27 protein-coding genes, 1 pseudogene and 1 riboswitch are annotated in these 26,532 nt (G+C 71.2%); of the genes and pseudogenes, 3 read left to right on the plus strand and 25 right to left on the minus strand.

From position 1 onward, the window contains the following. Window positions 1-36: 36 nt before the first annotated feature. Both ACFYNP_RS26070 and ACFYNP_RS26075 read left to right on the plus strand, forming a co-directional pair. The gene (locus ACFYNP_RS26070; RefSeq protein WP_388788710.1) at window positions 37-1,155 is read left to right on the plus strand and encodes an LOG family protein; all 1,119 of its coding nucleotides are present in this window, start codon (window positions 37-39) and stop codon (window positions 1,153-1,155) included. Between the two features lie 163 nt (window positions 1,156-1,318). After that, complete coding sequence (locus tag ACFYNP_RS26075) at window positions 1,319-2,221, plus strand: hypothetical protein (protein WP_388412248.1); 903 nt, start codon at window positions 1,319-1,321, stop codon at window positions 2,219-2,221. Between the two features lie 591 nt (window positions 2,222-2,812). Here ACFYNP_RS26075 and ACFYNP_RS26080 read toward each other — a convergent pair. The 9 genes from ACFYNP_RS26080 to rpsB all read right to left on the minus strand — a co-directional run bounded on the left by ACFYNP_RS26080 (window position 2,813) and on the right by rpsB (window position 12,826). Further along, window positions 2,813-3,835, minus strand: a complete 1,023-nt coding sequence (locus ACFYNP_RS26080) for an ABC transporter ATP-binding protein (protein ID WP_388788713.1) — start codon at window positions 3,833-3,835, stop codon at window positions 2,813-2,815. After that, a complete protein-coding gene (locus ACFYNP_RS26085) occupies window positions 3,835-5,448 on the minus strand; it encodes an ABC transporter permease (protein ID WP_388788866.1) in 1,614 nt (537 codons plus the stop codon). The genes ACFYNP_RS26080 and ACFYNP_RS26085 overlap by 1 nt, the downstream gene beginning before the upstream one ends. Before the next feature lie 122 nt (window positions 5,449-5,570). After that, window positions 5,571-6,671: a thiamine ABC transporter substrate binding subunit gene (locus tag ACFYNP_RS26090; RefSeq protein WP_388788716.1), complete on the minus strand. Its 1,101-nt coding sequence runs from the start codon at window positions 6,669-6,671 to the stop codon at window positions 5,571-5,573. Between the two features lie 82 nt (window positions 6,672-6,753). Beyond that, window positions 6,754-6,872, minus strand: a riboswitch (TPP riboswitch). A 132-nt stretch (window positions 6,873-7,004) separates the two neighbouring features. Then, the gene (gene rlmN / locus ACFYNP_RS26095; protein WP_388412242.1) at window positions 7,005-8,111 is read right to left on the minus strand and encodes a 23S rRNA (adenine(2503)-C(2))-methyltransferase RlmN; all 1,107 of its coding nucleotides are present in this window, start codon (window positions 8,109-8,111) and stop codon (window positions 7,005-7,007) included. A gap of 91 nt (window positions 8,112-8,202) precedes the next feature. Next, window positions 8,203-9,309: a phosphatidate cytidylyltransferase gene (locus ACFYNP_RS26100; RefSeq protein ID WP_388412240.1), complete on the minus strand. Its 1,107-nt coding sequence runs from the start codon at window positions 9,307-9,309 to the stop codon at window positions 8,203-8,205. Continuing rightward, window positions 9,309-9,866, minus strand: a complete 558-nt coding sequence (frr, locus tag ACFYNP_RS26105; protein WP_053729268.1) for a ribosome recycling factor — start codon at window positions 9,864-9,866, stop codon at window positions 9,309-9,311. Before frr ends, ACFYNP_RS26100 begins: the two co-directional genes overlap by 1 nt. A 125-nt stretch (window positions 9,867-9,991) precedes the next feature. After that, on the minus strand, window positions 9,992-10,780 hold the full coding sequence (gene pyrH, locus ACFYNP_RS26110; protein WP_199846591.1) for a UMP kinase: 789 nt from the start codon (window positions 10,778-10,780) through the stop codon (window positions 9,992-9,994). 157 nt (window positions 10,781-10,937) lie between these two features. Further along, window positions 10,938-11,774, minus strand: coding sequence for a translation elongation factor Ts (gene tsf, locus ACFYNP_RS26115; protein ID WP_388412237.1), 837 nt, complete (start codon window positions 11,772-11,774; stop codon window positions 10,938-10,940). A gap of 122 nt (window positions 11,775-11,896) precedes the next feature. Further along, a complete protein-coding gene (rpsB, locus tag ACFYNP_RS26120; RefSeq protein ID WP_161246451.1) occupies window positions 11,897-12,826 on the minus strand; it encodes a 30S ribosomal protein S2 in 930 nt (309 codons plus the stop codon). Between the two features lie 494 nt (window positions 12,827-13,320). On the opposite strand from rpsB, the gene ACFYNP_RS26125 reads away from it, so the two are divergent. After that, on the plus strand, window positions 13,321-13,833 hold the full coding sequence (locus ACFYNP_RS26125) for a murein hydrolase activator EnvC family protein (RefSeq protein WP_388788719.1): 513 nt from the start codon (window positions 13,321-13,323) through the stop codon (window positions 13,831-13,833). A gap of 55 nt (window positions 13,834-13,888) precedes the next feature. On the opposite strand, the gene ACFYNP_RS26130 is transcribed toward ACFYNP_RS26125, so the two are convergent. The 16 genes and pseudogenes from ACFYNP_RS26130 to rpsP form a co-directional block, all read right to left on the minus strand. Then, on the minus strand, window positions 13,889-14,446 hold the full coding sequence (locus ACFYNP_RS26130; protein WP_388412405.1) for a TetR/AcrR family transcriptional regulator: 558 nt from the start codon (window positions 14,444-14,446) through the stop codon (window positions 13,889-13,891). A gap of 83 nt (window positions 14,447-14,529) precedes the next feature. After that, window positions 14,530-15,372: an RNA polymerase sigma factor WhiG gene (gene whiG / locus ACFYNP_RS26135; protein ID WP_388412231.1), complete on the minus strand. Its 843-nt coding sequence runs from the start codon at window positions 15,370-15,372 to the stop codon at window positions 14,530-14,532. 243 nt (window positions 15,373-15,615) lie between these two features. After that, the gene (gene dprA / locus ACFYNP_RS26140; RefSeq protein WP_388788722.1) at window positions 15,616-16,899 is read right to left on the minus strand and encodes a DNA-processing protein DprA; all 1,284 of its coding nucleotides are present in this window, start codon (window positions 16,897-16,899) and stop codon (window positions 15,616-15,618) included. 74 nt (window positions 16,900-16,973) lie between these two features. Further along, window positions 16,974-18,590, minus strand: coding sequence for a YifB family Mg chelatase-like AAA ATPase (locus ACFYNP_RS26145; RefSeq protein ID WP_388788725.1), 1,617 nt, complete (start codon window positions 18,588-18,590; stop codon window positions 16,974-16,976). A 1-nt stretch (window position 18,591) separates the two neighbouring features. Beyond that, the gene (locus ACFYNP_RS26150) at window positions 18,592-18,969 is read right to left on the minus strand and encodes a YraN family protein (RefSeq protein WP_388412227.1); all 378 of its coding nucleotides are present in this window, start codon (window positions 18,967-18,969) and stop codon (window positions 18,592-18,594) included. Window positions 18,970-19,268: 299 nt separating this feature from the next. Further along, window positions 19,269-19,577 carry a DUF2469 domain-containing protein gene (locus ACFYNP_RS26155; protein WP_003965949.1) on the minus strand — a complete coding sequence of 103 codons (309 nt, stop codon included), beginning with the start codon at window positions 19,575-19,577 and terminating at the stop codon, window positions 19,269-19,271. Window positions 19,578-19,632: 55 nt separating this feature from the next. After that, the gene (locus tag ACFYNP_RS26160) at window positions 19,633-20,118 is read right to left on the minus strand and encodes an NUDIX hydrolase (protein ID WP_388788728.1); all 486 of its coding nucleotides are present in this window, start codon (window positions 20,116-20,118) and stop codon (window positions 19,633-19,635) included. Between the two features lie 5 nt (window positions 20,119-20,123). Next, window positions 20,124-20,864 (minus strand): signal peptidase I, encoded by a 741-nt coding sequence (gene lepB / locus ACFYNP_RS26165; protein ID WP_388412223.1) that lies wholly within the window; start codon window positions 20,862-20,864, stop codon window positions 20,124-20,126. A 104-nt stretch (window positions 20,865-20,968) separates the two neighbouring features. Next, window positions 20,969-21,964 (minus strand): signal peptidase I, encoded by a 996-nt coding sequence (lepB, locus tag ACFYNP_RS26170; protein WP_388412401.1) that lies wholly within the window; start codon window positions 21,962-21,964, stop codon window positions 20,969-20,971. Beyond that, a pseudogene (gene lepB / locus ACFYNP_RS26175) lies at window positions 21,867-22,979 on the minus strand (signal peptidase I); the annotation flags it as partial. The gene lepB (ACFYNP_RS26170) and the pseudogene lepB (ACFYNP_RS26175), both read right to left, overlap by 98 nt. Next, entirely contained in the window at window positions 22,972-23,745 is a 774-nt protein-coding gene (lepB, locus tag ACFYNP_RS26180; protein ID WP_388412221.1) for a signal peptidase I, read from the minus strand. The gene lepB (ACFYNP_RS26180) and the pseudogene lepB (ACFYNP_RS26175), both read right to left, overlap by 8 nt. A gap of 56 nt (window positions 23,746-23,801) precedes the next feature. Continuing rightward, complete coding sequence (gene rplS / locus ACFYNP_RS26185) at window positions 23,802-24,152, minus strand: 50S ribosomal protein L19 (protein WP_100577961.1); 351 nt, start codon at window positions 24,150-24,152, stop codon at window positions 23,802-23,804. A 126-nt stretch (window positions 24,153-24,278) separates the two neighbouring features. Further along, window positions 24,279-25,100: a tRNA (guanosine(37)-N1)-methyltransferase TrmD gene (gene trmD, locus ACFYNP_RS26190; RefSeq protein ID WP_388788731.1), complete on the minus strand. Its 822-nt coding sequence runs from the start codon at window positions 25,098-25,100 to the stop codon at window positions 24,279-24,281. Further along, entirely contained in the window at window positions 25,100-25,696 is a 597-nt protein-coding gene (gene rimM, locus ACFYNP_RS26195; protein ID WP_388788733.1) for a ribosome maturation factor RimM, read from the minus strand. The genes trmD and rimM overlap by 1 nt, the downstream gene beginning before the upstream one ends. 145 nt (window positions 25,697-25,841) lie before the next feature. Beyond that, on the minus strand, window positions 25,842-26,081 hold the full coding sequence (locus ACFYNP_RS26200; protein ID WP_005311361.1) for an RNA-binding protein: 240 nt from the start codon (window positions 26,079-26,081) through the stop codon (window positions 25,842-25,844). Between the two features lie 2 nt (window positions 26,082-26,083). Beyond that, complete coding sequence (gene rpsP, locus ACFYNP_RS26205; protein WP_161245001.1) at window positions 26,084-26,521, minus strand: 30S ribosomal protein S16; 438 nt, start codon at window positions 26,519-26,521, stop codon at window positions 26,084-26,086. Window positions 26,522-26,532 lie beyond the last annotated feature (11 nt).

Below are 26,532 nucleotides of genomic sequence, written 5' to 3' on the forward strand. Positions count from 1 at the left end.
GGAGGGCCCGGACCGGGCAGCGCCTAGCATGTGGGCGTGCCGGAAGACGAAGCGAAGTTCCCCGTGGGCAGCGACACCGAGATCGAATCGCTGGCCGAGTTCGACGCGGCGGCCGAGCGGGGCGAACTCGCCGGGTACCGCGTCCAGTCGGTCGACCTGACGGGGCGTACGTCCGCCCTCCTCGGTGTCGACACCGCGGGCGCGGTGTTCCTCGGCTGCGCGATGGAACCGGACGCGGCCGCCAAGGTGCGCGCCGACGGCGCACTCGTCTTCCCGCCCGTACCGGACCTGCCGTTCGACCCCTACCGGGGCGCGCTCTACTCCCCCACCGAGCTCTTCGAGGGGCTCACGCAGGGCTATGAGGGGACCCCGGACGCCCTGTCGTACGACTGGTTCCAGCGGACCAGGGCGGACGGCGACATATTCTCCTCGATGCTGCGCTCCATCCACGACGACGCGATCTCGGACGCGCTCGACGAACTGCTCGTCGGGGCGCGGGTGGTGGGTGTGATGGGCGGTCACGCGATGGGGCGCGGCACGGCCGAGTACGAAGGGGCGGCCGTACTCGGCCGCACCCTGGCCCGTGCCGGGTTCACCGTGGCCACCGGCGGCGGCCCGGGTGCCATGGAGGCCGCGAACCTGGGGGCGTACGCGGCCCCCTTCGACGACGCGATGCTGGCCTCGGCACTCCAACTCCTGGCCGGGGAGCCCTCGTTCAGGCCTTCGGTGTCCGCCTGGGCGCGCGCCGCCTTCGAGGTGCGGGCGAAGTGGCCGCGCGGCGGCACCTCGGTGGGCATCCCCACCTGGTTCTACGGTCATGAGCCGCCGAACGCCTTCGCGGGCGCCATCGCCAAGTACTTCGCGAACGCCACGCGCGAGGACGGGCTGCTCGCCCGCTCCAACGCGGGCGTCGTCTTCCTGCCGGGCGCGGCCGGGACCGTACAGGAGATCTTCGACAACGCGACGCCGAACTACTACGAGTCGCGCGGGACGCCGACGCCGATGGTCCTCGTCGACCGGGCGCACTGGACGCAGGAGTTGCCGACCTGGCCGCTGCTCCAGGCGCTCGCGAAGGACCGGCCGATGGCGGCCCGGATCGCCCTGGTCGACTCGGTCGCCGAGGCACCCGACGCGCTGGCCCGCATGGCGCGCTAGCGCGGCGCGGGCGTGGTGGTGGTGTCCGTGGTCGCGTCCGCACCGGTCACCTTCGCAGCCGTCCGGAAAAGGGACGATCCTCAGGCAACTCCCAAAGGGCGGTAAACGTCTGGTAAAGCGGAGTGGGGCGAACGAGTTGCCCCCGCCAGGAACGGAGTCCTCTGTGCTGCTCGGTCTGCTGACCGCCATCGCCGCCTCGGTCTGTTACGGCACGGGCTCGGTCCTGCAAGCCGTCGGGTCCCGCAAGTCCGCCCACCGCGACGCGGCCGCCGCCGACCGGACCCAGCACGGCGGGCCGAGCCTGTCGTCCACCGCCAAGGCCGCGATGACCTGGGAGTTCATCGTCGGTACGGTCCTCGACTTCGTCGGGTTCGGGCTCGGCGCACTGGCCGCCCGGCTGCTGCCCCTCTTCCTCTCCCAGACGGTGATCAGCGCGAACCTGGTGATCACGGCGGTGCTCAGCGTCAAGCTGCTCGGCATCCGGCTGAGCCGTGCGGAGTGGACGTCGATCGGGGTGGTCTGCTCGGCGCTGGTGCTGCTCGCCTCGGCGGCGGGTCACGAGGGCAGCGGGCACACCGAGTCGGCCACGCATTGGTGGCTGCTGGCGATCGCGCTCCTCCTGATGGCCGGGGGCACCGTGGTCGTACGTCTCCTGGGCTCGCGCGCCGCGATCCTGGCGGGGCTGCTCTCCGGGCTCGGCTTCGGTGCGCTCGGGGTGGGCGTACGGATCCTGGACGGCGTGGACCCCTTCGACGCCGGGACCCTCCTCGCCGACCCGGCCCTCTACGCGATTCTGGTCGCCGGCATCGGCGGGATGTACCTGCACACGGTGGCTCTGCAGATCGGCTCGGTGAACGGGGCGACGGCGGCGCTGGTGGTGGGCGAGACGGTGCTGCCGGGGGCGATCGGGGTGCTGTGGCTCGGGGACGCGTCCCGGGCGGGGCTCGCCTGGATGGCGGTCCTCGGCTTCGTGCTGGCGGTCGGCGGGGCGGTGGCGGTGGCGTGGTTCGGCACGCCCGACACGGCGGACGCCGTGGCCCCGAAGGAGCCGGCCCGGGTCGGCTAGCCGCCCTTGGCTCCGCCTGGGGGGGGGATGTTTGCCCACCCTCCCGCCCGTGCGGCCGGGTTGAAGGGTTCAGCCCCTGGGGCTCCGCCCCAGACCCCCTTGAGGGGCTGCGCCCCTCGAACCCCCACAGGGGGCTCCGCCCCCTGCACCCCCCGGTTCGGGGCTCCGCCCCGGACCCCGTATCGCGCCTGAACGGCGCTCGTCCTCAAACGCCGGACGGGCTGAAAATGCCCGACGCCGGCCCGCACCGAGACATTCGGTGCCACCTACAGGGGCGCGAGGAACTGCGCGACCAGCCGCGCACGGCGGACGGACGAGAACCGGGTTGGAGAACCGGGTTGGGGGCGCGGGGAACTGCGCGAGCAGCCACGCGCGATCCGCACCCGAGCCAAGGGGCCCGGGGCGCAGCCCCCGGAGTCGCGCCCACCCCCACGTTCCGCCCCGGAGCCACGCGGCGCGGCCGCAGAGTGTTGCAGCCGGGAAGGGAGGACGGGGAGGGGCTGGGGCGGGCCCCCGCAGAACCAGGGCCAGGCCCAACACGAGCGCCCGGGGGGTGGGGCCGGGCCCGGAGCGATCCGGGTCGCAGGGCCGCTACTCCTCCGCCAGGACCACGACCCCGCCCGCCGCGAAGGCGACTCCCACCCCGGAGCCGACCTCCGGCGCCCCCGCCAAGTCGCACTCGGCCTCCAGCAACGGCCCGGCCCCCGGCCGCAGTTGGAGGGCCACGTGGTTGCCCCGGAACGTGCGCGCGACGACCTCGCAGGGCAGGCCGTCCCGGGAGGGGACGAGCCGGATGCCCGCGGGGCGGAGCAGCAGGCGCATCTCGCCCTGAGGAGAGCCGGAGGGAACCGGCACCTTCCCCCAGGGGGTGGCCGCCACCGCCCCCGTCACCGTCGCCGGCACCACGTTCTCGAAGCCCAGGAAGCGGGCCACGAACTCGGAGGCGGGGCGCTGCCAGACCTCCAGGGGCGTACCGGTCTGCGCGATGCGGCCGTCCCGCATCACCACGACCCGGTCGGCCAGGGCGAAGGCCTCGCCCTGGTCGTGCGTGACGGCAAGGACCGTCGTGCCCAACTGGCCGAACAGGGAACGGAGTTCGACGACCAGTCGCTCGCGCAGGGTGCGGTCGAGCTGGCCCAGCGGTTCGTCCAGCATGAGCAGGCGCGGCGAGGGCGCCAGCGCCCGGGCGAGGGCGACGCGCTGCTGCTCACCGCCGGAGAGCGCGGCGACGGCCCGCCGCTCCGCCCCGGGAAGACCGACCAGGGCGAGCAACTCCCGTACCCGGGAAGCCTGTTCGGCCCGCGCGGCGCCCCGCATGCGCAGCCCGAACGCCACGTTCCCGGCGACGTCACGCTGCGGGAAGAGCTGGTGGTCCTGGAACATCAGGCCGAGCCCGCGCTTGTGCACCGGCACCCCGGCCTGGTCCGCGCCGCCGAGCAACACCCGTCCGGCGTCCAGGGGTTGGAGACCCGCGACAACCCGCAGCAGGGTCGACTTGCCGCTGCCGCTGGGCCCGAGCACGCACACCGTCTCGTGGTCGGCGACCTCCAGGTCGACCGCGTCGAGCGCGGCCCGCTGTCGAAACCGTACGGTCGCACCGTCGAGCTTCAGCATCAGAACTCCCCGCTCCGGTCGGTCCGGATGCGTTCCAGGACGAGCAACGACACCGCGCACACCACCATCAGAATCGTGCTGAGGGCCATCGCCTGGCCGTAGTTGAGGTCGCCGGCCCGGCCGAGCAGGCGGGCCACCGCGACGGGCAGCGTCGGGTGGTCGGGCCGGGCGATGAAGACGGTCGCGCCGAATTCGCCGAGCGAGACCGCGAAGGCGAACCCCGCCGCGACCAGGAGCGCCCGGCGCACCAGCGGCAGGTCCACCTCGCGCCAGGCCCGCAGCGGGGACGCGCCGAGCACGGCCGCCGCCTCGCGCAGCCGGCCGTCCACCGCGCGCAGCACCGGCAGCATGATCCGTACGACGAAGGGCGTGCCCACGAGCGCCTGGGCGAGCGGCACCAGGATCCAGGAGGTCCTGAGATCGAGCGGCGGCTTGTCGAGGGTGATCAGGAAGCCGAAGCCGACGGTCACGGCGGAGACGCCGAGCGGCAGCATGAGGAGAGCGTCGAAGCTCCGCATGAGGCGGCCGGTGCCGCGCCGGGCGAGGGCGGCCGCCGCGAGCCCGCCGACGACCAGCGCGATGGCGGTGGCCGCGAGGGCGTATTGGAGCGAGTTCCCGATCGCCTCGATGGGCGGCACGAGGAAGCTCCCGTTGTCACCGGCGGCCTGGAGCGCCCGGTAGTAGCCGAATCCGTAGCCGTCGGGGGTGTCCAGGGAGCGCTGGATCAGGACACCGATGGGCAGCAGGATCAGCAGGGCGACGACCGCCAGGACCGAGGCGAGCAGGGCGCGTTGGGCGGCGCCGCTCGGTCGGCGTGCCGTCTGGGCGGGGTCCACGAGCTTCAGGGCGCTCTCGCGGCGGCGTACCGTCCAGGCGTGCACGGCGAGGATCGCGCCCACCGCCGCGAACTGCACGATCGTGAGGACGGCCGCGGTCGGCAGGTCGAGGAGTTCGGCGGTCTGGCGGTAGATCTCCACTTCGAGGGTGGAGAAGGTGGGGCCGCCGAGGATCTGGACGACGCCGAAGGAGGTGAAGGTGAAGAGGAAGACCATGAGCGCGGCCGCGGCGACCGCCGGGCCGAGCGCGGGCAGCGTGACCTTGCGCCAGGCCGCGAGGCGGGACGCGCCGAGGACGCGGGCGGCCTCCTCCTGGCGGGGGTCGAGCTGGGACCACAGGCCGCCGACGGTGCGTACGACGACCGCGTAGTTGAAGAAGACGTGCGCGAGCAGGATCGCCCACACCGTGGTGTCCAGGCGCACGCCCCACAGCTGGTCGAGCAGCCCGCCGCGGCCGAGCAGCGCCAGGAACGCGGTGCCCACGACGACGGTCGGCAGCACGAACGGGACGGTGACCGCGGCCCGCAGGAGCTGTTTGCCGGGGAAGTCGAGGCGGGCGAAGACATAGGCGCCGGGCAGGGCGATCACGAGGGTCAGCGCGGTGGAGGCGAGTGCCTGCCAGGTGGTGAACCACAGGACGTGGCCGATGTCCGGGTCGCCGAGGACCTCGGTGACCCGGCCGAACTGCCAGGCGCCGTCCGCCTTGAGCCCGCGGCCGACGATGGCGGCCACGGGCCAGGCGAAGAACAGCGCGAAGAACACGAGCGGCGGCGCCATGAGCGCGAAGCGCACCCCGCCGCGGCGCAGCGCACCGCGCCGCGCCGCGCCCGGCCGCGCCTCGCCCCCGGGGCGGTCCGGCTCGGGGTGGTCCGGCTCGGGGCGGTCCGGCTCGGGGTCGTCTACTTCAGGACGAGCGAGGACCACGTCTTGACCCACTGGTCACGGTTCTTGGCGATCTTGTCGGGGGCGACGGTCGTCGACTCGGTGATCTTCGCGCCGTACTTCGTGAACTCCGCGGGCAGGGCGGCGTCCTTGGCGACCGGGTCCACGAACATCTGGAGCGGCATGTCCTCCTGGAACTTCTTGGAGATCAGGAAGTCCAGGAGCGCCTTGCCGCCGGCCTCGTTCTTGGCGCCCTTGAGCAGGCCCGCGAACTCGGTCTGGCGGAAGCAGGTGCCGGTGGCGACGCCGGTGGGGGCTTCCGCCGGCTTCGGGTCGGCGTAGATCACCTCGGCGGGCGGGCTGGAGGCGTAGGAGACGACCAGCGGGCGGTCGCCCTTGGCCTTCTTGCCGCCGGCCGAGCCGGAGAAGTCCGTGTTGTAGGCCTGCTCCCAGCCGTCGACGACCTTGACGCCGTTGGCCTTCAGCTTCTTCCAGTAGTCCTGCCAGCCGCCGTCCCCGTACTTGGCGACCGAGCCGAGCATGAAGCCGAGGCCCGGGGACGAGGTCGCCACGTTCTCCGTGACGAGGAGGTCCTTGTACTCGGGCTTGATCAGGTCGTCGAAGGACTGCGGCGGGCTGAGCTTGTTGTCCGCGAAGTACTTCTTGTCGTAATTGACGCAGATGTCGCCGGTGTCGACGGGCGTGACCCGGTGCTTGTCCTTGTCCAGCTGGACATCGGCGGGCACCCGGTCCAGGCCCTTGGCCTCGTACGAGGTGAAGATGCCGTTGTCGAGGGCGCGCGAGAGCAGGGTGTTGTCGACGCCGAAGAACACGTCGCCGCGCGGGGAGCCCTTGGTGAGGATCTCCTGGTTGAGGGCCGCGCCCGCGTCCCCGCTCTTGAGGACCTTGACGGTGTACCCCGTCTCGGCGGTGAACGCCTTGAGGACCGGGGCGGAGGCGTTGAACGAGTCGTGGCTGACGAGCGTCACGGTCTTGCCGCCGGACCCACTGGCCGTACCGGACGCCTTCGTGCCGTCCGATCCGCCGCAGGCCGCGAGCGTGGTGACCCCGAGGGCGGCGGCGAGCGCGCCGGCCGCGAGCCTCTTGGTACTGCGCATTTCTTCATTCCTCCTGGAGATGACCAGGAAGAGACGCGGCCCTGCCCGCACGACGCGGGGTCGTGCGGGCAGGGCGCAACAGCTTGAGTAATCGCCGAACTTCCTACCCCGAATGACCGGGGCAAGGTTCAGAGGGTCTGCGGTCCGTATCCCTTGCGGGTACCGCACTCTCAGCGCTGTGGCGCTCCCCTGTCGGAATATGCAGATGTTTCCAGCCAGGTTACACGGGCCCCCTGACCTGCCTCCGGCCGTTCTGCCCTTCGGACAACGGCCCCGGCACGGCCCCGGGCCGGCGCCCCTACGGATGCCGGCCCCTCGTCGGCCCGCTGCGGGCTACCGCTCGGAGGCGGCGAGCTGGCCGCAGGCTCCGTCGATCTCCTGGCCGCGGGTGTCGCGGACGGTGACGGGCACGCCGTGGGCCGCGATGGCCTCGACGAACGCCTTCTCGTCCTCGGGCCGCGAGGCCGTCCACTGGGAGCCCGGCGTCGGGTTCAGCGGGATGAGGTTGACGTGCACCCGCTTGCCCTTGAGGAGCCGGCCGAGCAGATCACCGCGCCACGCCTGGTCGTTGATGTCGCGGATCAGGGCGTACTCGATGGAGATGCGGCGCCCGGACTTCTCGGCGTACTCCCACGCGGCGTCGAGGACCTCGCGGACCTTCCAGCGGGTGTTGACCGGGACGAGGGTGTCGCGCAGCTCGTCGTCGGGGGCGTGCAGGCTCACCGCGAGGCGGCACTTGAAGCCCTCGTCGGCGAAGCGGTGCATGGCCGGGACCAGGCCCACGGTGGAGACGGTGATGCCGCGCTGGGACAGGCCCAGGCCGTCCGGCTCGGGGTCGGTGAGGCGGCGGATCGCGCCGACGACCCGCTTGTAGTTGGCGAGCGGCTCGCCCATGCCCATGAAGACGATGTTGGACAGGCGCGCCGGGCCGCCGGGCACCTCGCCGTCGCGCAGCGCGCGCATGCCGTCGACGATCTGGTGCACGATCTCGGCGGTCGACAGGTTGCGGTCCAGGCCCGCCTGGCCGGTGGCACAGAACGGGCAGTTCATGCCGCAGCCGGCCTGCGAGGAGATGCACATGGTCACCCGGTCCGGGTAGCGCATCAGGACGGACTCGACGAGCGTCCCGTCGTGCAGCTTCCACAGCGTCTTGCGGGTGGTGTCGTCGTCGCAGGAGATGTGCCGCACGACGGACATCAGGTCGGGCAGCAGCTCCTCCTGGAGCCGGCCGCGCGCGGCGAGCGGGATGTCGGTCCACTCCGCCGGGTCGTGCGCGTACCGCGCGAAGTAGTGCTGCGAGAGCTGCTTGGCGCGGAACGGCTTCTCGCCGATCGCGGCGACGGCTTCCTTGCGCTCGGCGGGCGAGAGGTCGGCGAGGTGCCGCGGCGGCTTCTTGGCTCCGCGGGGGGCGACGAAAGTGAGTTCTCCGGGCTTGGGCATGGTTCCTCAAGTGTCTCAGACGTACGGAAAAGGGCTCGCCGTCCTGTGGACGAGGAGCCCTCAACCGTTCAAAGCGATAAGAAAACGCAGGTCAGCCAGTTCCTACGAAGACCGCCAACAGCAGCCACACCACCGGGGCCGTGGGCAGCAGGGAGTCGAGGCGGTCCATGATGCCGCCGTGGCCGGGAAGCAGCGTGCCCATGTCCTTGATGCCCAGGTCCCGCTTGATCATCGACTCGCCGAGGTCGCCGAGCGTGGCGCTCGCGGCGACCGCGAGGCCGAGCAGCAGGCCCTGCCACCAGGTGCCGTCGTCGATGAGGAACTGCATGCACAGGGCGCCCGCCACCATCGCGAACGACACCGCTCCGAACAGTCCCTCGCGGGTCTTTCCGGGGCTGATGCGCGGGGCCAGCTTGTGCTTGCCGAAGCGCCAGCCGATGGCGTACGCACCCGTGTCGCTGACCACGGTCAGGAGCAGGAAGGTGAGCACCCGCCAGGGGCCGTCGTCCGCGGTGAGCAGCATCGCCACGAACGTGGCGAGGAACGGCACGTAGAACGCGGCGAAGACGCCCGCGGTGACGTCCCGCAGGTAGTTCTCGGGCGGCTCGGTCATCCGCCACACGAGCACCGCGAGCGAGGTGAGCGCCATCGCCACCCACGCGCCCTCGGCGCCGCCGACGTACCCGGCGACGACCATCGCCGCGCCGCCGACCGCGAGCGGCACCAGGGGCGCCTTGATCTCCTTGCGCTCCTGGAGGCGGCTGGTCAGCTCCCACAGCCCGACGACGACGGCGACCGCGATGACCCCGACGAAGACGGCCTTCACGATGAACAGCGACGCGATGATGACCACGCCGAGGCCGACGCCGACCCCTATCGCGGAGCGCAGATCGCGGCCCGCCTTCTTCTTCTCCGGCTGGGCGGGCACGGGCGGCACGGGCGGAGGGCTTGCCATGGGCTCCTGCGGCGGCTCGTCGCGGAAGTCAGGGCCGCCCGGCAGAGCGGCCCCCAGGTCACGTTCGCGGTCTTCGGCGCCTCGGCCGAGGTCGGGCACGACCGGCATCGGCTGTGTCCGCGACACCGGCGGGGCGTCATACGCATCGTATGCAGGCCCCGCCGGGAACGCCCCCTGGGAAGGCCCCTCGGGGGTTCCCCAGTATTCGGGTCTCGGCGGAGCCCCCCAGGAAGAGTCGTTCATCAGACCTCTAGCAGCTCGGCTTCCTTGTGCTTGAGCAGCTCGTCGACCTGCGCCACGTACTTGGCGGTGGTGTCGTCGAGCTCCTTCTCCGCACGGCGGACCTCGTCCTCGCCGGACTCCTTGTCCTTGACGAGCTTGTCGAGGGCGTCCTTCGCCTTGCGGCGCACGGCGCGGATCGACACCTTGGAGTCCTCGGCCTTGGTGCGCGCGACCTTGATGTAGTCCTTGCGGCGCTCCTCGGTCAGCTCCGGGAAGTTCACGCGGATGATGCTGCCGTCGTTGCTGGGGTTGACGCCCAGGTCCGAGTCGCGGATGGCCTGCTCGATGTTGCGCAGCGCGCTCTTGTCGAACGGGGTCACGACCGCCATGCGCGGCTCCGGTACGGAGAACGAGGCGAGCTGGTTGATCGGCGTCAGCGCGCCGTAGTAGTCCGCCACGATCTTGTTGAACATGGCCGGGTGCGCACGGCCGGTGCGGATCGCGGCGAAGTCCTCCTTGGCGACCACAACGGCCTTCTCCATCTTCTCCTCGGCTTCGAGGAGGATTTCTTCGATCACCACTTGCTCCTGCATGTCTTGGGTGGGCCGGGAGTTCTCAGTGCGACCTGAGCCCCTTGGGCCCTGGATAACCAGCGTCTTTCCCTGCACGGTGTCCGACCGGCAGGGGATTGTCCATCCCCCGGTCAGGCCCGGGTGCCCTGGTCGCTCACGAGCGTGCCGATCTTCTCACCCTTGACGGCGCGCGCGATGTTGCCGGCCGTCAGGAGCTCGAAGACGAGGATCGGGAGGTTGTTGTCGCGGCACAGGGTGATCGCGGTCATGTCCGCGACCTTCAGGTCCCGGGTGATGACCTCGCCGTACTCAAGGGCGTCGAACTTCACCGCGTCGGGGTTGGTCCGGGGGTCGGAGTCGTAGACCCCGTCCACACCGTTCTTGCCCATCAGCATGGCCTCGGCGTCGATCTCCAGGGCACGCTGGGCGGCGGTGGTGTCGGTGGAGAAGTACGGCATGCCCATGCCCGCGCCGAAGATCACGACGCGGCCTTTCTCCAGGTGGCGCACGGCCCGCAGCGGAATGTACGGCTCGGCGACCTGGCCCATCGTGATGGCGGTCTGGACGCGCGAGTCGATGCCCTCCTTCTCCAGGAAGTCCTGGAGGGCGAGGCAGTTCATGACCGTGCCGAGCATGCCCATGTAGTCCGAGCGGGCCCGGTCCATGCCGCGCTGCTGGAGCTCGGCGCCCCGGAAGAAGTTGCCTCCGCCGATGACGACGGCGATCTCCGCCCCGTCCCGGACGACTGCGGCGATCTCGCGGGCGATGTTGTGCACGACGTCGGGGTCGACACCGAGCCCCCCACCGCCGGCGAACGCCTCACCGGAAAGCTTCAGCATGAAGCGCCCGGCCACCTTGCCGTCATCGCGCTTGTGGTCGGCCGAGTGATCGGCCTTGGCGGCGTCCGCGCCCTGATTCATGGGGATCTCCTCGTGCACATACGAAGAAGGCCATTGCCGGTGGGTACTCGTGGTCCCTAGCGGCAATGGCCTCCTCGTCAGATCTGCCGTCGTCCGTCGCGTGCGCGGACGACTGCCTCAGACCCTAGCGGGGTCTAGTGTCGAACGCCGAACGGACTCAGATGCCGACCTTGATGCGCGAGAAGCGCTTCAGGGTGACACCCGCCTCCTTCAGAACCTGCTCGACGGACTTCTTGTTGTCCAGCGCGTACGGCTGGCCGAGGAGCGTGGCGTCCTTGAAGAAGCCGTTCACGCGACCCTCGACGATCTTCGGGAGCGCGGCCTCGGGCTTGCCCTCGGCGCGGGTGGTCTCCTCGGCGACGCGACGCTCGGTCTCGACGACCTCGGCCGGAACGTCCTCACGGGTGAGGTACTTCGGCGCGAAGGCGGCGATGTGCTGGGCGACGCCCTTGGCGACCTCGGCGTTCTCCTTGTCGAGCTCGACAAGGACACCGATCTGCGGCGGCAGGTCAGGCATGGTGCGGTGCATGTACGCGGCCACGTAGCCGCCCGTGAACTGCGCGAAGCGGTCCAGGACGATCTTCTCGCCGAGGTTGGCGTTGGCCTCGTCCACGAACGCCTGCACGGTCTTGCCGGCCTCGATCTCGGAGGCGAGCAGCGCGGCGATGTCGGCCGGGGAGGTGGCGGCGACGTGCTTGGCCAGCTCGGCGGCGACGGCCTGGAACTTGTCACCCTTGGCGACGAAGTCCGTCTCGCACTTCAGCTCGACCAGGACGCCGGAAGTCTTGTCCTCGGAGATGAGGGAGACGACGGCGCCGTTCTCGGCAGAACGGCCCTCGCGCTTGGCGACGCCCTTCTGACCCTTGATGCGCAGGGCCTCGACGGCCTTGTCGACGCTGCCGTCGGCCTCGTCCAGGGCCTTCTTGCAGTCCATCATGCCGGCGCCGGTGAGCTCACGGAGCTTCTTGACGTCAGCGGCGGTGTAGTTCGCCATGAGTCTGTGTTTCTCTCTCGGAGTCTAGAAAGATCTACGAAGATCTGCGGGGCTACGGGTCGACGGCGGGGGCTTGTGGCCCCCGCCGTCAACTACCGAACCTGTGGTTCCCGGTTAAGGGGTCAGGCCTGCTCGGCGTCCGCGGCCGGAGCCTCGGTGGCCTCGGCGGCCGGAGCCTCGGCAGCGGCCTCGGCCGGCTTCTCGGCCTCGGCGGCCGGAGCAGCCTCGGCCGCGGGGGCCGCAGCCTCGGCGGACTCCTCGGAGTCAGCCTTCTTGTCGCCCTCAAGCAGGTCGCGCTCCCACTCGGCGAGCGGCTCGCCGGCCGCCTTCTCGCCCGGCTTCGAGTCGCCCGTGGCGGCACCGGAACGGGCGATGAGGCCCTCGGCGACGGCGTCGGCGATCACGCGGGTGAGCAGGGTGACGGAACGGATCGCGTCGTCGTTGCCCGGGATCTTGTAGTCGACCTCGTCGGGGTCGCAGTTCGTGTCGAGGATCGCGACGACCGGGATGTGGAGCTTGCGCGCCTCACCGACGGCGATGTGCTCCTTCTTGGTGTCGACGATCCAGACGGCGCTGGGAACCTTCGACATCTCGCGGATACCACCGAGGGTCTTCTCCAGCTTGGCCTTCTCGCGCGAGAGGACCAGGAGCTCCTTCTTGGTGAGACCCGAGGCCGCGACGTCCTCGAAGTCGATCTGCTCAAGCTCCTTGAGGCGCTGCAGACGCTTGTAGACGGTGGAGAAGTTGGTCAGCATGCCGCCGAGCCAGCGCTGGTTGACGTAGGGCATGCCCACGCGCGTCGCCTGCTCGGCGATCGCTTCCTGCGCCTGCTTCTTGGTGCCGACGAACATGATGGAGCCGCCGTGCGCGACGGTCTCCTTGACGAACTCGTAGGCGCGGTCGATGTACGACAGCGACTGGAGCAGGTCGATGATGTAGATGCCGTTGCGCTCCGTGAAGATGAAGCGCTTCATCTTCGGGTTCCAACGACGGGTCTGGTGACCGAAGTGGACGCCGCTTTCCAGCAGCTCCCGCATCGTGACGACGGCCATGGCCGTACTCCTTGAGGTACTCGGTTACCGCGGCCGCCGGTCGGCTGCCGCGCCTGACGCCCCGGTGCGCCGTGCCCTGGACCCTGCGTGGGTTGAGGACCGAGAGGCGCGGCCGGCGATGGTGGTGAGACCGCCGGCGGGGCGTGCGAAGTCGATCCGGTCACCCGGATCGCCACAAGAAGTGTACGGGACCCGCACAGTGCCGGGTGACGGCGCTGTACGGAACTCGCGCCGTGCTGGGTGGCGACCTGGTACGGGACCCGCACGGGGCCGGGTGAGGGCCTTGTTCGGGACCCGCACGGTGCGGGGTAAGGACCTTGAACAGGCCCGCACGGTGCGGGGTAAGGACCTTGAACAGGCCCGCGCAGTGCGGGGGACGGCGTTGAACAGGGCCCGCGCAGTGCCGGGTGACGGCGTTGTCCACAACCGGGGAGTACTCCACAGCTACCGAGCAAGATCCACGCCGATCGCTCCCGCCCGGGACCCTGTTCCCCATGTACTTCCACAGGCACTCCCCCAGACACCGGCCACTTCTGCTGACCCTGACCGCCCTGACCACCGCGGCCGCCTGGCCGGTCGTCCCGCCCGCGGTGATCCACCCCTGGGCACCGCCGTCCATGCCGTACGGCCCCGGTCACCGCGGCATCGACCTCGCCGCGCCTCCAGGCACCCCCGTCCGCGCCGCCGCCCCCGGCCGCGTCACCTTCGCGGGGCAGGTGGCAGGCCGGGGCGTCCTCACGATCACTCTGTCGGGTACGGCACCCCCACCAGGGGGAGCCCCGCTGCGAACGACCTACGAACCAGTGCGGGCCGAGGTGAAGGAGGGCGAAGAGGTAACCGCGGGCGAGGTGGTCGCCACCACCACCGAAGCCCCCTCGCACTGCCCACAGGGCTGTCTGCACTGGGGGCTGAGAAGAGGCGACATCTACATGAACCCGCTCCTGCTCCTACACCGGGCCGCACGATCACGGCTGCTGCCGGTAGTGGGGGTGGTTGAGCCGGGGTGAGGGGGTGGGGAAGGTGTGGGGAGGGGGGCGGGGGGCGGGGGGGAGCCCCCCAGCATCAGCCTCTGACGCCCGTCAAAGCCATCGCCACTGCCGCGTCCGCGATCGCGGCGGGGGACTCCGTCGGCGCTGCTTCGATGCGGCGGACCGCCGCGTCGACGATGCCCTGGAGGAGGACCGCGGCCAGCCGGGGCTGGTCGTGGTCCAGGTCGGCCAGGGCTTCGACGATCATGGCGATGAGGCCGCCGTGGGCGGCGCGGATCTTCTCGCGGGCCCCGGCGTCGAGTTCGCTGGCGGAGATGGCGACCACGGCCCGGTGGCGCTGGTCGCCGACAAGGCCGAGCTGGTGGCGTACGTACGCCTCGACCTTGCCCTCGGGGGTGTCGGCCCGCTGCATCGCGCCTTCGATCTCGGCGGCCCACAGCGGGAAGTCGACGGCGCACAGTTCCTCGACGACCGCGGCGCGCGAGCGGAAGTACTCGTACACGGAGGAGCGGGCGAGCCCCGTGCGCTCGGCCAAGGCGGGGAAGGTCAGCGCTTCCGTTCCGCCTTCGGACAGCAGCGATCGTGCGGCGTCCAGCAGGGCGTCGCGCTGCATGGTGCGGTGCTCGGCCACGGAGGCCGCTCGGATCCTGGGCACTGCTCCACTTTACGGCCGGGCGCCGAACGGGATCGGCAGGGACGATTCGCCTGGGCCCCTCAGCGCCCGACGTCCGCCAGTTTGGCCCTCAGCTGAAGCACCGATTTGGTGTGGATCTGGCTCACCCTGCTCTCGGTGACCCCGAGGACATTGCCGATCTCGGCGAGGGTGAGGCCCTCGTAGTAGTAGAGCGTGACCACGGTCTTCTCACGCTCGGGCAGCGTGTTGATCGCGCGGGCGAGCAGCCGGCGCAGCTCCCGGTCCTCGGCGACCTCGACGGGGTCGTCGGCGGAGGTGTCCTCCAGCGTGTCCATGAGGCTGAGCCGGTCGCCGCTCTCGCCTCCGACGTGCAGCAGCTCTTCGAGCGCCACGACGTTGGCGAGCGACAACTGGCTGAATACGGCGTGCAGTTCCTCGACGGCGATGCCCATTTCGGAGGCGACTTCCGCCTCCGACGGGGTGCGTCTGAGCTGCGCTTCGAGGGTCGCGTAGGCACGCTCGACGGCGCGTGCCTTCTGACGTACGGAGCGCGGGATCCAGTCGAGGGCGCGGAGCTCGTCGATCATCGCGCCGCGGATCCGGGTGATGGCGTACGTCTCGAACTTGATGGCCCGCTCGATGTCGAACTTCTCGATCGCGTCGATGAGCCCGAAGACTCCGGAGGAGACGAAGTCGGCCTGTTCGACGTTGGGCGGCAGGCCCACGCTCACGCGTCCCGCGACGTACTTGACCAGGGGCGAGTAGTGCAGGATCAACTGCTCGCGCAGCCGCTCGTCGCCGGTGGCCTTGTACGACCGCCACAGCTCGTCGACGGACGAGGGTGCCGGTGGCCGCACGGTGCCGCTGCCGCGGGCAGCCGGGGGAGCTGCCGTGCGATCAGACCCGGAGATGTGCTGGGGCATGCGTTGCCTTGAGCCGTTCTGCTGTGACGTGAGCGGGGGTTGTTTCCGGTCGGGGATCCTTGTGAGCGTAGCGTGACTGGACCGTCGCGGTGCGCGAGCGCCGGGTGGGCGGGCCCGGTCGCACCGGCCGTTACCGGCGCACGCGCAGGTGGGGGCCGCGGTGCCGCGCGCCGGCCCGGAAGGCGCTGCCGTGCGGCCCGTGGTGGACATCGCCTGCTCACCTTGTCACCCGAATGCCCCTGGTCAAGCACCGCCTCGCCGGGCAGCCGCGGCCTGGAGCGTGCCCGGCGTCAACCTCCAGTTGTCACCGACGCGTTCGACGAAGCCGAGCGAGTGCAGTTCGTAGAGACGGCCGAGCGCTTCGTCCGTACTGGTTCCGGCCTCGCGGGCGAGGTCGCGGATGGCAGCGGTGCCGCGGGAGGGCAACGCTTCCAGGACACGTGCGGCGGCTGGGGCGAGAAGGTCCCGGGGCAGTACGGGGCCACGGCGGGCGGGGGCGAGTTCACCCATCTCTCCAACGAGTTCGACGATTTCCGCCGCGTCGGTGACCAGGGTGGCCTCACCGCGCAAAAGTTCGTGGACGCCGGCCGAGAGTCCGCTGGTGGCGGGGCCGGGGACGCCCATCGTGAAGCGGCCGAGTTTCTGCGCGGCGCGGGCGGTGACGAGCGAGCCGCTGCGGTACTCGGCCTCGACGACCACGGTGCCGCGGGTGAGGGCGGCGATGACCCGGTTGCGCAGAATGAATCTGCTGGGTGTCGGGTGGTCTCCCGGCGGCAATTCGCCCACGAGGAGGCCCTGTTCGGCGATGCGTGCGATCAACTCGGCGTGTCCGCGCGGGTAGATGACGTCGACTCCGCAGGCGAGGACGGCGATGGTGGCTCCCCCGGCGGCCAGGGCGCCGCGGTGCACGGCTCCGTCGATGCCGGCGGCGGCCCCGGACACGACGACCCATCCCTTTTCGGCCAGCCCGGAGCCGAGCACGGCACCCATGTGGGCCCCGTAGGGCGTGCAGGCCCGGGCGCCGACCACGGCGACGGAGCGCAGTGCCCATATCCGCAGGTCGGCATGGCCCCGCACCCACAGGCCGACGGGTCGGGCGTCGGCGAGGTCGTCGAGTTGGCTCGGCCATTCCTCGTCGCCGGGGACGAGGAAGCGCGCGCCGACCGTCGCGGCGGTCGCCAGGTCTCTTTCGGGGTCGGCCAGGGCGGCCCGGCGGCGGTGGGCGTCGAGCCGGGCCGCGCTGGCGCCGGGCGGATCGTCCTCGGGCCCTTCGGGCGAGGTGAGGCGGCGCAGCAGCTCGACGGCGCCGAAGGTTCGCAGCCAGCGGCCGCCGCGTTCGTCGCCGGGTTCGATGACGCGGGTGAGGGCGGCTCTGGCCAGGCGTTCGGGGTCCGCCCCGGTGCGGTTCGCCCGGGACCTGGGTTCGAGTCCGGGTACGGCACCGGGTACGGGATCGGGTACGGGATTGGAACCCGGACCGGGGTGCTCCCGGCCGGAAGACGTACCGGAAGGGTTGTCGAAAGGCATGCCGACTGGCGTGCGGACAGGCGGGCCGGCCGCCAGGGGCTCCTCTCGGCCCGTGTGCTCGTCGTCATACGTGCTCACAGGCTCACCCCCACCGGCATGGGGGCGCCTCGGGAGATGCCGGTGCGCAGCTCCAGGGCGAGGGCGACGTGGTCCGCGTCGGGGCGGTCGTGCCCGGCGAGGTCGGCGATGGTCCAGGCGACGCGCAGGACCCGGTCGAGTCCGCGGGCCGTGAGCAGGCCGCGCTCCATGTCGCGTTCGGCGCCGGTGAGGGCGCCGGGGGCGGTGAGCCATCGGGTGCGCAGTTCGTGTCCGGGGACTTCGCTGTTGCTGCTCCAGGGGGTGTCCTCCAGGCGGGCCGCGGTGCGCTCGCGGGCGGCGAGGACGCGGGCTGCGACGACGGCGCTGGGCTCGCCGCGGCCGCCTCCGCCGAGGAGGTCTTCGCGGCGTACTGGTTCGACTTCGACGCGGAGGTCGACGCGGTCGAGGAGGGGGCCGGAGAGTCTGGCCTGGTAGCGGCGGATCATGGAGGCGGGACATTCGCAGCCCGCGCCGTGCAGGGTGTGGCGGCCGCAGGGGCAGGGGTTGGCGGCGAGGATCATCTGGAACCGGGCGGGGAGCCGGATGACTCCGGCGCTGCGGGCGATGACGACGTGGCCCGATTCGAGGGGCTGGCGGAGGGCGTCGAGGGCTTTGCCGGCGAATTCGGGCGCTTCGTCGAGGAAGAGCACGCCTCGGTGGGCGACGGATACGGCGCCGGGGCGCGGCAGGCCGTTGCCGCCGCCGACGAGGGACTGCATGGTGGCGGAGTGGTGCGGGGCGCAGTAGGGGGCGCGGCGGACGAGGGGTTCGCCGGGCGGGAGGATTCCGGCGACGGAGTGGACGGCGGTGACTTCGAGGGATTCCTGGCGGGTGAGGGGCGGCAGGATGCCGGGGAGCCGTTCGGCGAGCATGGTTTTGCCGGCTCCCGGGGGGCCGGAGAGCAGCAGGTGGTGGCCTCCCGCGGCGGCGATTTCGAGGGCGGCGCGGGCGGCGTGCTGGCCCGCGACGTCGAGGAGGTCGAGGTCGGCGTCGCGGGGGCCGGCGGCGAGGCCGGTGCCCGCTCCGGCGCCGGGGACGACGAGGCCGGCCAGCATCGCGTCGGGGCGGCCCTTCTCGGCTGGTTCTTCTTCGGGTACGGGCTCGTCGGTGAGGACGGCGACGAGTTGGCGCAGGCTGCGCACCCCGAGGACGGAGATGCCGGGGACGAGGGCCGCTTCGGCGGCGGTCTGTTCGGGGACGACGACTTGTTCGTAGCCGGCTTCGGCGGCGGCGAGGACGGCGGGCAGGATGCCCCGCACGGGCCGTACGCGGCCGTCGAGGCCGAGCTCGCCGATCATGACGAGGTCGGTGAGTTCGCGGGGGTCGATGCGTTCGGCGGCGCCGAGGATCGCGCAGGCGATGGCGAGGTCGAAGCCGGCGCCGCTCTTGGGGACGGATGCGGGGCTGAGGCCGACGGTGAGCTTCTTCTGGGGCCAGGTGTCGCCGGAGTTGACGACGGCGGCCCGTACCCGGTCGCGGCTCTCCGCGAGGCTCTTGTCGGGGAGGCCGACGAGGGTGAAGGCGGCGACGCCGGGTTCGAGGTCGGCCTGGACCTCGACGACGACTCCTTCGACGCCGACGAGGGCGACCGAGCAGGTGCGAGCGAATCCCATGTCAGGCCACCCCCCGCACGTGCTCGGCGCGGGGTGCGCCCTTGCGGGGCAGGAGGACGCCGACGAGGTCGACGCGTACGCCGCCGGGAGGTGGTCCTCCGTGGTCGGCGAGCCAGTGGCCGGCGAGGCGTTTGAGGCGGTCGGCCTTGGCGGGGGTGACGGCGGCCATGGGGTGTTCGTAGGCGCCGGCCCTGCGTGTCTTGACCTCGCAGATGACGAGCACGGGCCCGCCGGGGGACGTGTCGTCGTGGGCGACGATGTCGATCTCGCCGGTCCTGCCGCAGCGCCAGTTGCGTTGCAGGATCGTCATTCCGGCCGCTTCGAGCAGCCGTACCGCCAGGTCTTCGCCGTATTTTCCGAGAGCTCCGCGAGCGTTCATCCGGCACCACCTCCGGCACCGACTCTCACGCATCCGGCGCCGGGAAGTGGATCTTGGTGGACAACCCTCCGGTTGTGGAAAACTCCGCCACCCGAAGGGGTTCCTCCGCCGTCCCGCGCCCCCGCTCAGCCCGTCGCCCCGGCCCGCTCGGCCCCTTGCCGCGGCCAGAGCTCACTCCGTCTCCCCGGCCCGCTCGGCCCCTCACCCGCGGCCAGAGCTCAGCCCTTCACCGCGGCAGTGCCCGGCCGTTCACCGCGGCCTTCACCGCGGCAGTGCCCTGCTGTTCACCGCGTCCGCGCTCAGCCCCCCGGCAGTTCGAGATCGCTCTTGTTCAGCTCCTCGATGTTCACGTCCTTGAAGGTCAGGACCCGGACCTGCTTGACGAACCTGGCCGGCCGGTACATGTCCCACACCCAGGCGTCCGCCATCGACACCTCGAAGAACACCTCGCCCTGGACCGAGTGCACCTGCATCTCGTAGTCGTTGGTGAGGTAGAAACGGCGCTCGGTCTCGATCACGTATTTGAACAGACCGACGACGTCGCGGTACTCCCGGTAGAGCTTCAGCTCCATCTCGGTCTCGTACTTTTCGAGGTCCTCGGCGCTCATGGCATGTTCCCCTTCAGCCGTGCGTCCCCCTATTGTGCGTCAGCCCCCTGGGCCCCTAGACGATTTCCGGGGCCAGGACCACCGGCGCGTGCGGAGGACCCTCGTCGAGCAGCGTGCGCAGCAGCTCGGCGAGCCTGGTCGGGTACACCGTCTCACGCGCCGCTGACAGTTCGGCGGAGGTCCACCACCTCAGCCCCGAGGTGCTGCGCCGCTCCAGTTCCGTCAGGCCGGTCGGGGCGGCCTCGGTCTGGGTGGTGCGGGCCAGGTAGTACCACTCGTCCTGGTCCCAGCGGCGCCCGTCGAAGGGGAACGAGCAGACGCGCTGCCACAGGACGGGGCCGAGTTCGACGTCTGTGATCCCGGTCTCCTCCGCGAGTTCGCGCAGGGCCGCCTCGGCGCGGGTCTCGTCGCCCTCCAGGCCGCCGCCGGGGGTGAACCACCAGGTGTCGGCGGGGTCTTCGGGCTCGTAGCCGTGCATGAGCAGGATGCGGTTGTCGGGGTCGAGCAGAACGACCCGGGCGACCTTGCGCGGTGCGGTCACGGGGTTCACCTTCCGGCGGGCGCTGTGGTGCGGTTCCTGCGGCGGCGGGCGAGGCCGGCGAGGGGGCCGTGGGCGGCGCCGGCCACGATCAGGACCGCGCCGGCCACGATGGCGCCCAGGACCAGTTTCAGGGGCCCGGGCGAGGAGATGCCGCCGGGCAGTTCCGCGAAGCTCGTGGGCCGCGCCAGCATGCCGTCCATGGGCCAGGCGACGGCGTCCACGCGGGCGGTCACCGTGCTCAGCGGGACCGAGCCGTTGGCGGCGTCGTCCAGGTGGACCCGGGAGTCGAGCGAGACGAGCCGGTCGTCACCGAGGAGGAAGACCTGGCCTGCCGGGACCTTGGCGTCGAAGGGCGTACCGGAGGCCTGCGCGCCGTGCAGATACGGTTCGTCCAGGGGCTTGCCGTTGATGGTGAGGCGGCCGTCCGTGCCACAGCAGGCGACGTGGTCGCCGCCGATGCCGACGACGCGCTTGAGCATGGGCACGTTGGCCCACTTCGGGTCGTTGAAGACCACGACGTCACCACGCCGTACATCGCCGCCGGATATGCGCTGGGCGAGCACCCGGTCGCCCGCCTTCACGGTCGGCGACATGGACTGGGTGGGCACGGTGTACGGCTTGTACTGCACGGCGCCCCAGGCGAAGCCGCCGAGGAAGAGGACGCAGCCGACGGCCACGGCCACCCCCGACAGCACACTGCCGAGACTGCGGCCGTGGCCGTCGCGGTCCTGTCCGTTACCGCTCATCGCAGCGCTCCCTTGCCGGCAGCGCCCCGGGACGCGCGTGGCGTCCCGGGACCCCGGAGATCGACATTCCGGGACCGCACCCTACCCGGCGGTATGCCCGCGGGTCAGCCCTTGGCTGCCGGGGTTTCCGCCTTGACCTGCGCTTGAACGAGCTTGCGGCGGCGCCACAGCACCATCGGCACCGCGCCCGCGAGACCGACGGCGGCGGGCGCCGCGGTGCCCATCGCGCTCAGGCCCGGCTGGTCGAAGGTGTCGGGGACGCCGAGCCAGTCGATGCGGTTGAGCGGCCAGGCGATGGTGAAGGCGCGGCCGACGACCTCGTCGGTGGAGACCGTGCCGGCACCGGTCAGTTCCTGGTGGTAGCGGGAGTCCAGCGAGTTCTGGCGGTGGTCGCCCATCACCCAGATCCGGCCCTTGGGCACCTTGATCGGCCCGAACGGCATGTCGTCGCAGGCGCTGTCGCCCGGGAAGATGTACGGCTCCTTCAGGGTCTTGCCGTTGACCGTGACCGGGCCGCCCTTCTTGCACTCGACGGTGTCGCCGCCGACCGCGATGACCCGCTTGATCAGGTCCTTCTCCTCGGCGGACGGCATCAGGCCGATGAAGGAGAGGAACTTCTGCGCGGCGTTCGGGTTCGGCGTGGGCTCGCCGTCGAGCCAGCCGCCCGGGTCGTGGAAGACGACGACCTCGCCGCGCTGCGGCTCGGCGCCGAACCACGGCGTGAGCTTGTCGACCAGGACCCGGTCCCCGCGCTGGAGGGTGTCCTGCATCGAGTCGGACGGGATCGAGAAGGCCTGGACGAGGAACGTCTTGATCAACAGGGCGAGCACCAGCGCGATGCCGATGAGCAGCGGCAGTTCCTTCCAGAAGGAGCGCGGTTTCTTGGGGGTGCGCCCCTCGCCCTCACCGGGTCCTTCGCCACCGGATCCGCCGTCGCCCCGGCCGCTGTCCTGCACCGGCACCAGGTGCTCGGCCGGGGGGCTGTTCGCCGGGTCCGCAATGCCGTGGCCCGCCGCGGGACCGCCCGGGGAGGAATCGGCGAGCTGCTGCTCCGGCCGCTCCTCCGGCTCTTCGCGTCCGGATCGTGCGCCGACCGCCAAATCCCCCACATCCACTCCTCACTCTGTGCCACCGCCTGGCCCGTACGAGGCTCAGGCCCACCACCCCCATAACGAGCGGGAGTTCCGCAGGGGTCGGGGGCTGGGTCGCTTGGTCCGGCTGCGCCGCCGGATCCCGGGACGACACCCTATGCGACTCGGCCCCCGCGGAACCGCCGGGCGCGGCGGCCACCGAGCCGAAGGTGGGTGGCACTTCGAGTCTGCGCCAGTGCGAGAAAGGCCAGGCCACGACCACTGCGCGGCCCACCACACCGCTCACCGGCACGGTGCCGTGCCGACCGTCGTCGAGGTGGTAGCGGGAGTCCGCGGAGTTGGACCGGTGGTCCCCCATGACGAAGATCCGGCCCTGGGGAACCTTTACCTCGAATTGGATGAGGGCGGGCGGATCGGTGGAGGGCGTGAAGACGTACGGCTCGTCGAGGGCATGCCCGTTGACGGTTACCTTGCCGTCCTTGTCGCAGCATCTGACGGTGTCGCCGCCGACTCCGATGACGCGCTTGATGAGGTCCTGCTCGTTGTCGGAGGGCAGCAGTCCGATGAAGGTCAGGCCCTCCTTGACCTGTTTGACGACGACGGGGTCCTGGCCGGAGGACGTCTTCGGTTCGTCCTTCAGCCAGCCACCGGGGTCCTTGAAGACGACGACGTCGCCCCGTTCGGGCTGGGAGCCGAACCAGGGGGTGAGCTTGTCGACGAGGACGCGGTCGCCGATGGTGATGGTCTGCTGCATCGAGCCGGAGGGAATCACGAAGGCCTGGACGAGGAACGTCTTCAGGACCAGCGCGATGAGCAGCGCGACGGTGATCAGCAGCGGTATCTCGCGCACCGCGGAGCGGCGTCTGCGCCGCTTGACCTTGCGGGCGAGCCTGCGCCGCTCGGCCCGGCCGCTCTGGCCGCGCCGGCCGGGGGCGGCCGGGGCGGAGGTGGGCCGGGTGCCGGTGGGCAGTGGCTGGTCGCCGCCCGCGGGGGCGGCGGGGCGCGAGCGCCCGTGGCTACCCATGGGCCCCGCCCGGGTCCCGTACGTCCGTGAAGGCACCGGAGTCGCCGAGGGAGGTCCAGCGGCCGAGGGGCCAGCCGATCCAGTCGGCCCGGCCGATGACGCGGTCCACCGGGACCATGCCGCCGCCGGGGTCGCCGAGGTGGTCGCGGGAGTCGCTGGAGCGGGAGCGGTGGTCGCCGAGGACCCACAGGGTGCCGTCGGGCACGACGATGTCGAAGGGCACCTGGGAGGGGCGGTCTCCGGGGTGCAGATAGGGCTCGTCGACGGCCGTGCCGTTCACCTGGATCCTCCCCCGCCGGTCGCAGCACACCACGTGGTCGCCGCCCACGCCGATGACGCGCTTGACGTAGTCGGTCTCGGCGGGCTCGGTCAGGCCGAGGGCCGCTCCTGCTGAACGCACCGCACGCCCCAACGGGTTCCCTTCGTCGCCTTCTCGTACGAAGGAACCCCGTCCGTCGAAGACGACGACGTCACCGCGCCGGGGCGTGCCCCCGAAGCGGTAGGCGAGCTTGTTGACGAGGATCCGGTCGCCGACCTGGAGGGTGTTCTCCATCGAGCCGCTGGGGACGAGGAAGGGCTGCACCACGAAGTGGCTGAGCAGCAGCAGGAAGACGACGCAGAGCGCGAACAGCGCCCCGGTCTTGCGCCAGGGGCCTTCCAGGAGGCCGGCCAGGGTGGAGAAACGCGCGGAGCGCGGCCCCTGCGCCGGCCCCGGTTCGGGGGCCGCGGAGGGGTCGCGCTCCGTGTGCTGTGCTTCGGTGTCCATCGGGGCCAGAGCTTATCCGGCCGCCGTCAGGCCCGTGCGCGGGTGTGAGCCGGGGCTCAGCGGTCGCGCTTCTCCTTGATCTTCGCGGCCTTGCCGCGCAGCTCACGGAGGTAGTAGAGCTTGGCGCGACGGACGTCACCGCGGGTCACGACCTCGATCTTCTCGAAGATCGGGGAGTTCACCGGGAAGGTGCGCTCGACGCCGACGGAGAAGGAGACCTTGCGGACCGTGAAGGTCTCGGAGACACCGGCGCCCTGGCGGCGGATGACTACGCCCTTGAACTGCTGGATACGGGAGCGGTTGCCCTCGATCACGCGGACGTGGACGTTGACGGTGTCACCCGGGCGGAACGACGGGACGTCGCTGCGCAGCGTGGCGGCGTTGACGGAGTCGAGCAGGCTTGCCATGACTGACTACTTCCTCACTGATGCCACAGGTCATCAGCGGAATTCGAGATGAATGGGGTGCTGTGCGCGAAGGGCGGGCGTCGTTCCCCCTGTGGCAGGGGCGCCGGCTGAGCGTACGGCAGCGGCCTATTCTTCCACGTCCGGCGGCCTGCGCCAAAATCGGCCGCCGGGCTCGGGGGCCCAGCCGAGGATGGAGAGGGTTTCGCGGTCCTTCTTGTCGAAGGCTGTGGCCGCACAGCGCTCGATGAGGTCGGGCCGGTGCTGGGCGGTGCGCTTGAACGCCTCGTCCCGGCGCCAGCGCGCGATCTTGCCGTGGTGGCCGCTGAGCAGGACCTCGGGGATGCCGTGGCCGCGCCACTCGGGGGGCTTGGTGTAGACGGGCCCTTCGAGGAGGTTGGCCATGGCGCCGGGCGCGAAGGAGTCGTCGCGGTGGGACTCGGCGTTGCCGAGGACGCCGGGCAGCAGCCGGGCCACCGCCTCGGTGATCACCAGGACCGCGGCCTCGCCGCCGGCCAGGACGTAGTCGCCGATGGACACCTCGTACACGGGCAGCCGGGTGGCGTACTCGTCCATGACGCGGCGGTCGATGCCCTCGTAGCGGGCCGGCGTGAAGATCAGCCAGGGCCGCTCGGCGAGTTCGACGGCGAGTTCCTGGGTGAAGGGGCGGCCGCTGGGCGTGGGGACGACCAGGACCGGGCCGGTCGCGCCGGATTCGTAACCGTTCGCGAGCGCCTCGTCCAGGCAGTCGCCCCAGGGCTCGGTCTTCATGACCATGCCCGGGCCGCCGCCGTAAGGGGTGTCGTCGACCGTGTTGTGCCGGTCGTACGTCCAGTCCCGCAGGTCGTGGACGTGGACGTCGAGCTGCCCGCGGGCCCGGGCCTTGCCGACCAGGGAGACGTTCAGCGGTTCGAGGTACTCGGGGAAGATCGTGACGACGTCGAGCCGCATCAGCCGGCGTCCTCGGTGTTCCGGGAACCCGTGCCGGGCTCTTGGGACGCGTCGGTCTCCTCGTCGCGTGCGGAGGCGATCACGGCGCGGTCGTCGATCAGGCCGGGCGGCGGGTCGATGACCGCGCGCTGCTCCTGGAGGTCGATCTCGGTGACGATCTGCTCGACGAAGGGGATCATGACCTCGCTGCCGTCGGGCCGCTCCACGATGAAGAGGTCCTGCGAGGGCAGGTGGGTGATCTCGGTGATGCGGCCGACCTCGGTGCCGTCGGCGAGGACCACGTCCAGGTCCATGAGCTGGTGGTCGTAGTACTCGTCGGGCTCTTCCGGCAGCTCGGCCGGGTCGACGTCGGCGATGAGCAGGGTGTTGCGCAGGGCCTCGGCGGCAGTGCGGTCGCGCACGCCCTCGAAGCGCAGCAGCAGCCGGCCGCTGTGCACCCGGCCGGTCTCGATGGTGAGCGGGCCCGCCGACGCCGGGTCGGTGGTGAGGACGGCGCCGGGGCCGAGCCTCAGCTCGGGCTCGTCGGTGCGCACCTCGACGGTGACCTCGCCCTTGATGCCGTGGGCGCGGCCGATCCGCGCGACTACCAACTGCACGCTTGCTTCTCCTTCGGACAACTGCGGCCTCGTGACGGCCGCGGCCTTCGTACCACTATGGCCCGGAATACGACTACGGGCCGGGGCGGGCGAGTAGCCCTCCCCGGCCCGGAGCCGGCGTATCTAGGTAAAGCGACCCTACTGGTCAGCGGACCTGGTCCACGTCGACGAGGTCGACGCGGATACCACGACCGCCGATTGCGCCCACGACGGTGCGCAGGGCGCGAGCGGTGCGGCCGTTGCGGCCGATCACCTTGCCGAGGTCGTCGGGGTGGACCCGGACCTCCAGCACGCGCCCCCGGCGCAGGTTGCGCGAGGCGACCTGCACGTCGTCGGGGTTGTCGACGATGCCCTTCACGAGGTGCTCGAGAGCCTCCTCGAGCATGCTCAGGCCTCGGTCGACTCGGCGGCGGCCTCGGCCTCGTCCGCCTTCTTCTCGGTCTTCTTCGCCTTCTGGGTGATGGCCTCACCCTTGGCGTCGTCGCCCTCAAGGGTCTTGGCGAAGGCCTCGAAGGAAGCGCGCTTGTCTTCCTTCGCCTCCGGCTGGAGCAGCGGCGCGGGGGCCGGGAGGCCCTTGTGCGCCTGCCAGTCGCCGGTGAGCTTCAGGATGGCGAGGACGGCCTCGGTCGGCTGGGCGCCGACGGACAGCCAGTACTGCGCACGCTCGGCGTCGACCTCGATGCGCGACGGGTTGTACGTCGGGTGGTACAGACCGATTTCCTCGATCGCGCGACCGTCACGGCGAGTGCGGGCGTCGGCGACGACGATGCGGTAGTGCGGCTGGCGAATCTTGCCGAGGCGCTTGAGCTTGATCTTGACTGCCACTGGAGTGGTGT

The organism is Streptomyces sp. NPDC006691, assembly GCF_042869955.1.
Taxonomy (GTDB): domain Bacteria; phylum Actinomycetota; class Actinomycetes; order Streptomycetales; family Streptomycetaceae; genus Streptomyces.

Coding starts and splice junctions, on each gene's coding strand:
- lepB (WP_388412223.1), bottom strand. CDS start 20,864: ATGAGCGGTAACGGACAGGACCGCGACGGCCACGGCCGCAGTCTCGGC.
- rpsB (WP_161246451.1), bottom strand. CDS start 12,826: ATGGCCGTCGTCACGATGCGGGAGCTGCTGGAAAGCGGCGTCCACTTC.
- rlmN (WP_388412242.1), bottom strand. CDS start 8,111: ATGCCCAAGCCCGGAGAACTCACTTTCGTCGCCCCCCGCGGAGCCAAG.
- ACFYNP_RS26200 (WP_005311361.1), bottom strand. CDS start 26,081: ATGCTCGAGGAGGCTCTCGAGCACCTCGTGAAGGGCATCGTCGACAAC.
- lepB (WP_388412221.1), bottom strand. CDS start 23,745: ATGGACACCGAAGCACAGCACACGGAGCGCGACCCCTCCGCGGCCCCC.
- dprA (WP_388788722.1), bottom strand. CDS start 16,899: ATGCCTTTCGACAACCCTTCCGGTACGTCTTCCGGCCGGGAGCACCCC.
- ACFYNP_RS26125 (WP_388788719.1), top strand. CDS start 13,321: ATGTACTTCCACAGGCACTCCCCCAGACACCGGCCACTTCTGCTGACC.
- ACFYNP_RS26085 (WP_388788866.1), bottom strand. CDS start 5,448: ATGGCGCCGCCGCTCGTGTTCTTCGCGCTGTTCTTCGCCTGGCCCGTG.
- ACFYNP_RS26090 (WP_388788716.1), bottom strand. CDS start 6,671: ATGCGCAGTACCAAGAGGCTCGCGGCCGGCGCGCTCGCCGCCGCCCTC.
- ACFYNP_RS26080 (WP_388788713.1), bottom strand. CDS start 3,835: ATGCTGAAGCTCGACGGTGCGACCGTACGGTTTCGACAGCGGGCCGCG.
- whiG (WP_388412231.1), bottom strand. CDS start 15,372: ATGCCCCAGCACATCTCCGGGTCTGATCGCACGGCAGCTCCCCCGGCT.
- ACFYNP_RS26150 (WP_388412227.1), bottom strand. CDS start 18,969: ATGAACGCTCGCGGAGCTCTCGGAAAATACGGCGAAGACCTGGCGGTA.
- ACFYNP_RS26100 (WP_388412240.1), bottom strand. CDS start 9,309: ATGAACGACTCTTCCTGGGGGGCTCCGCCGAGACCCGAATACTGGGGA.
- pyrH (WP_199846591.1), bottom strand. CDS start 10,780: ATGAATCAGGGCGCGGACGCCGCCAAGGCCGATCACTCGGCCGACCAC.
- ACFYNP_RS26155 (WP_003965949.1), bottom strand. CDS start 19,577: ATGAGCGCCGAGGACCTCGAAAAGTACGAGACCGAGATGGAGCTGAAG.
- tsf (WP_388412237.1), bottom strand. CDS start 11,774: ATGGCGAACTACACCGCCGCTGACGTCAAGAAGCTCCGTGAGCTCACC.
- ACFYNP_RS26145 (WP_388788725.1), bottom strand. CDS start 18,590: ATGGGATTCGCTCGCACCTGCTCGGTCGCCCTCGTCGGCGTCGAAGGA.
- trmD (WP_388788731.1), bottom strand. CDS start 25,100: ATGCGGCTCGACGTCGTCACGATCTTCCCCGAGTACCTCGAACCGCTG.
- rplS (WP_100577961.1), bottom strand. CDS start 24,152: ATGGCAAGCCTGCTCGACTCCGTCAACGCCGCCACGCTGCGCAGCGAC.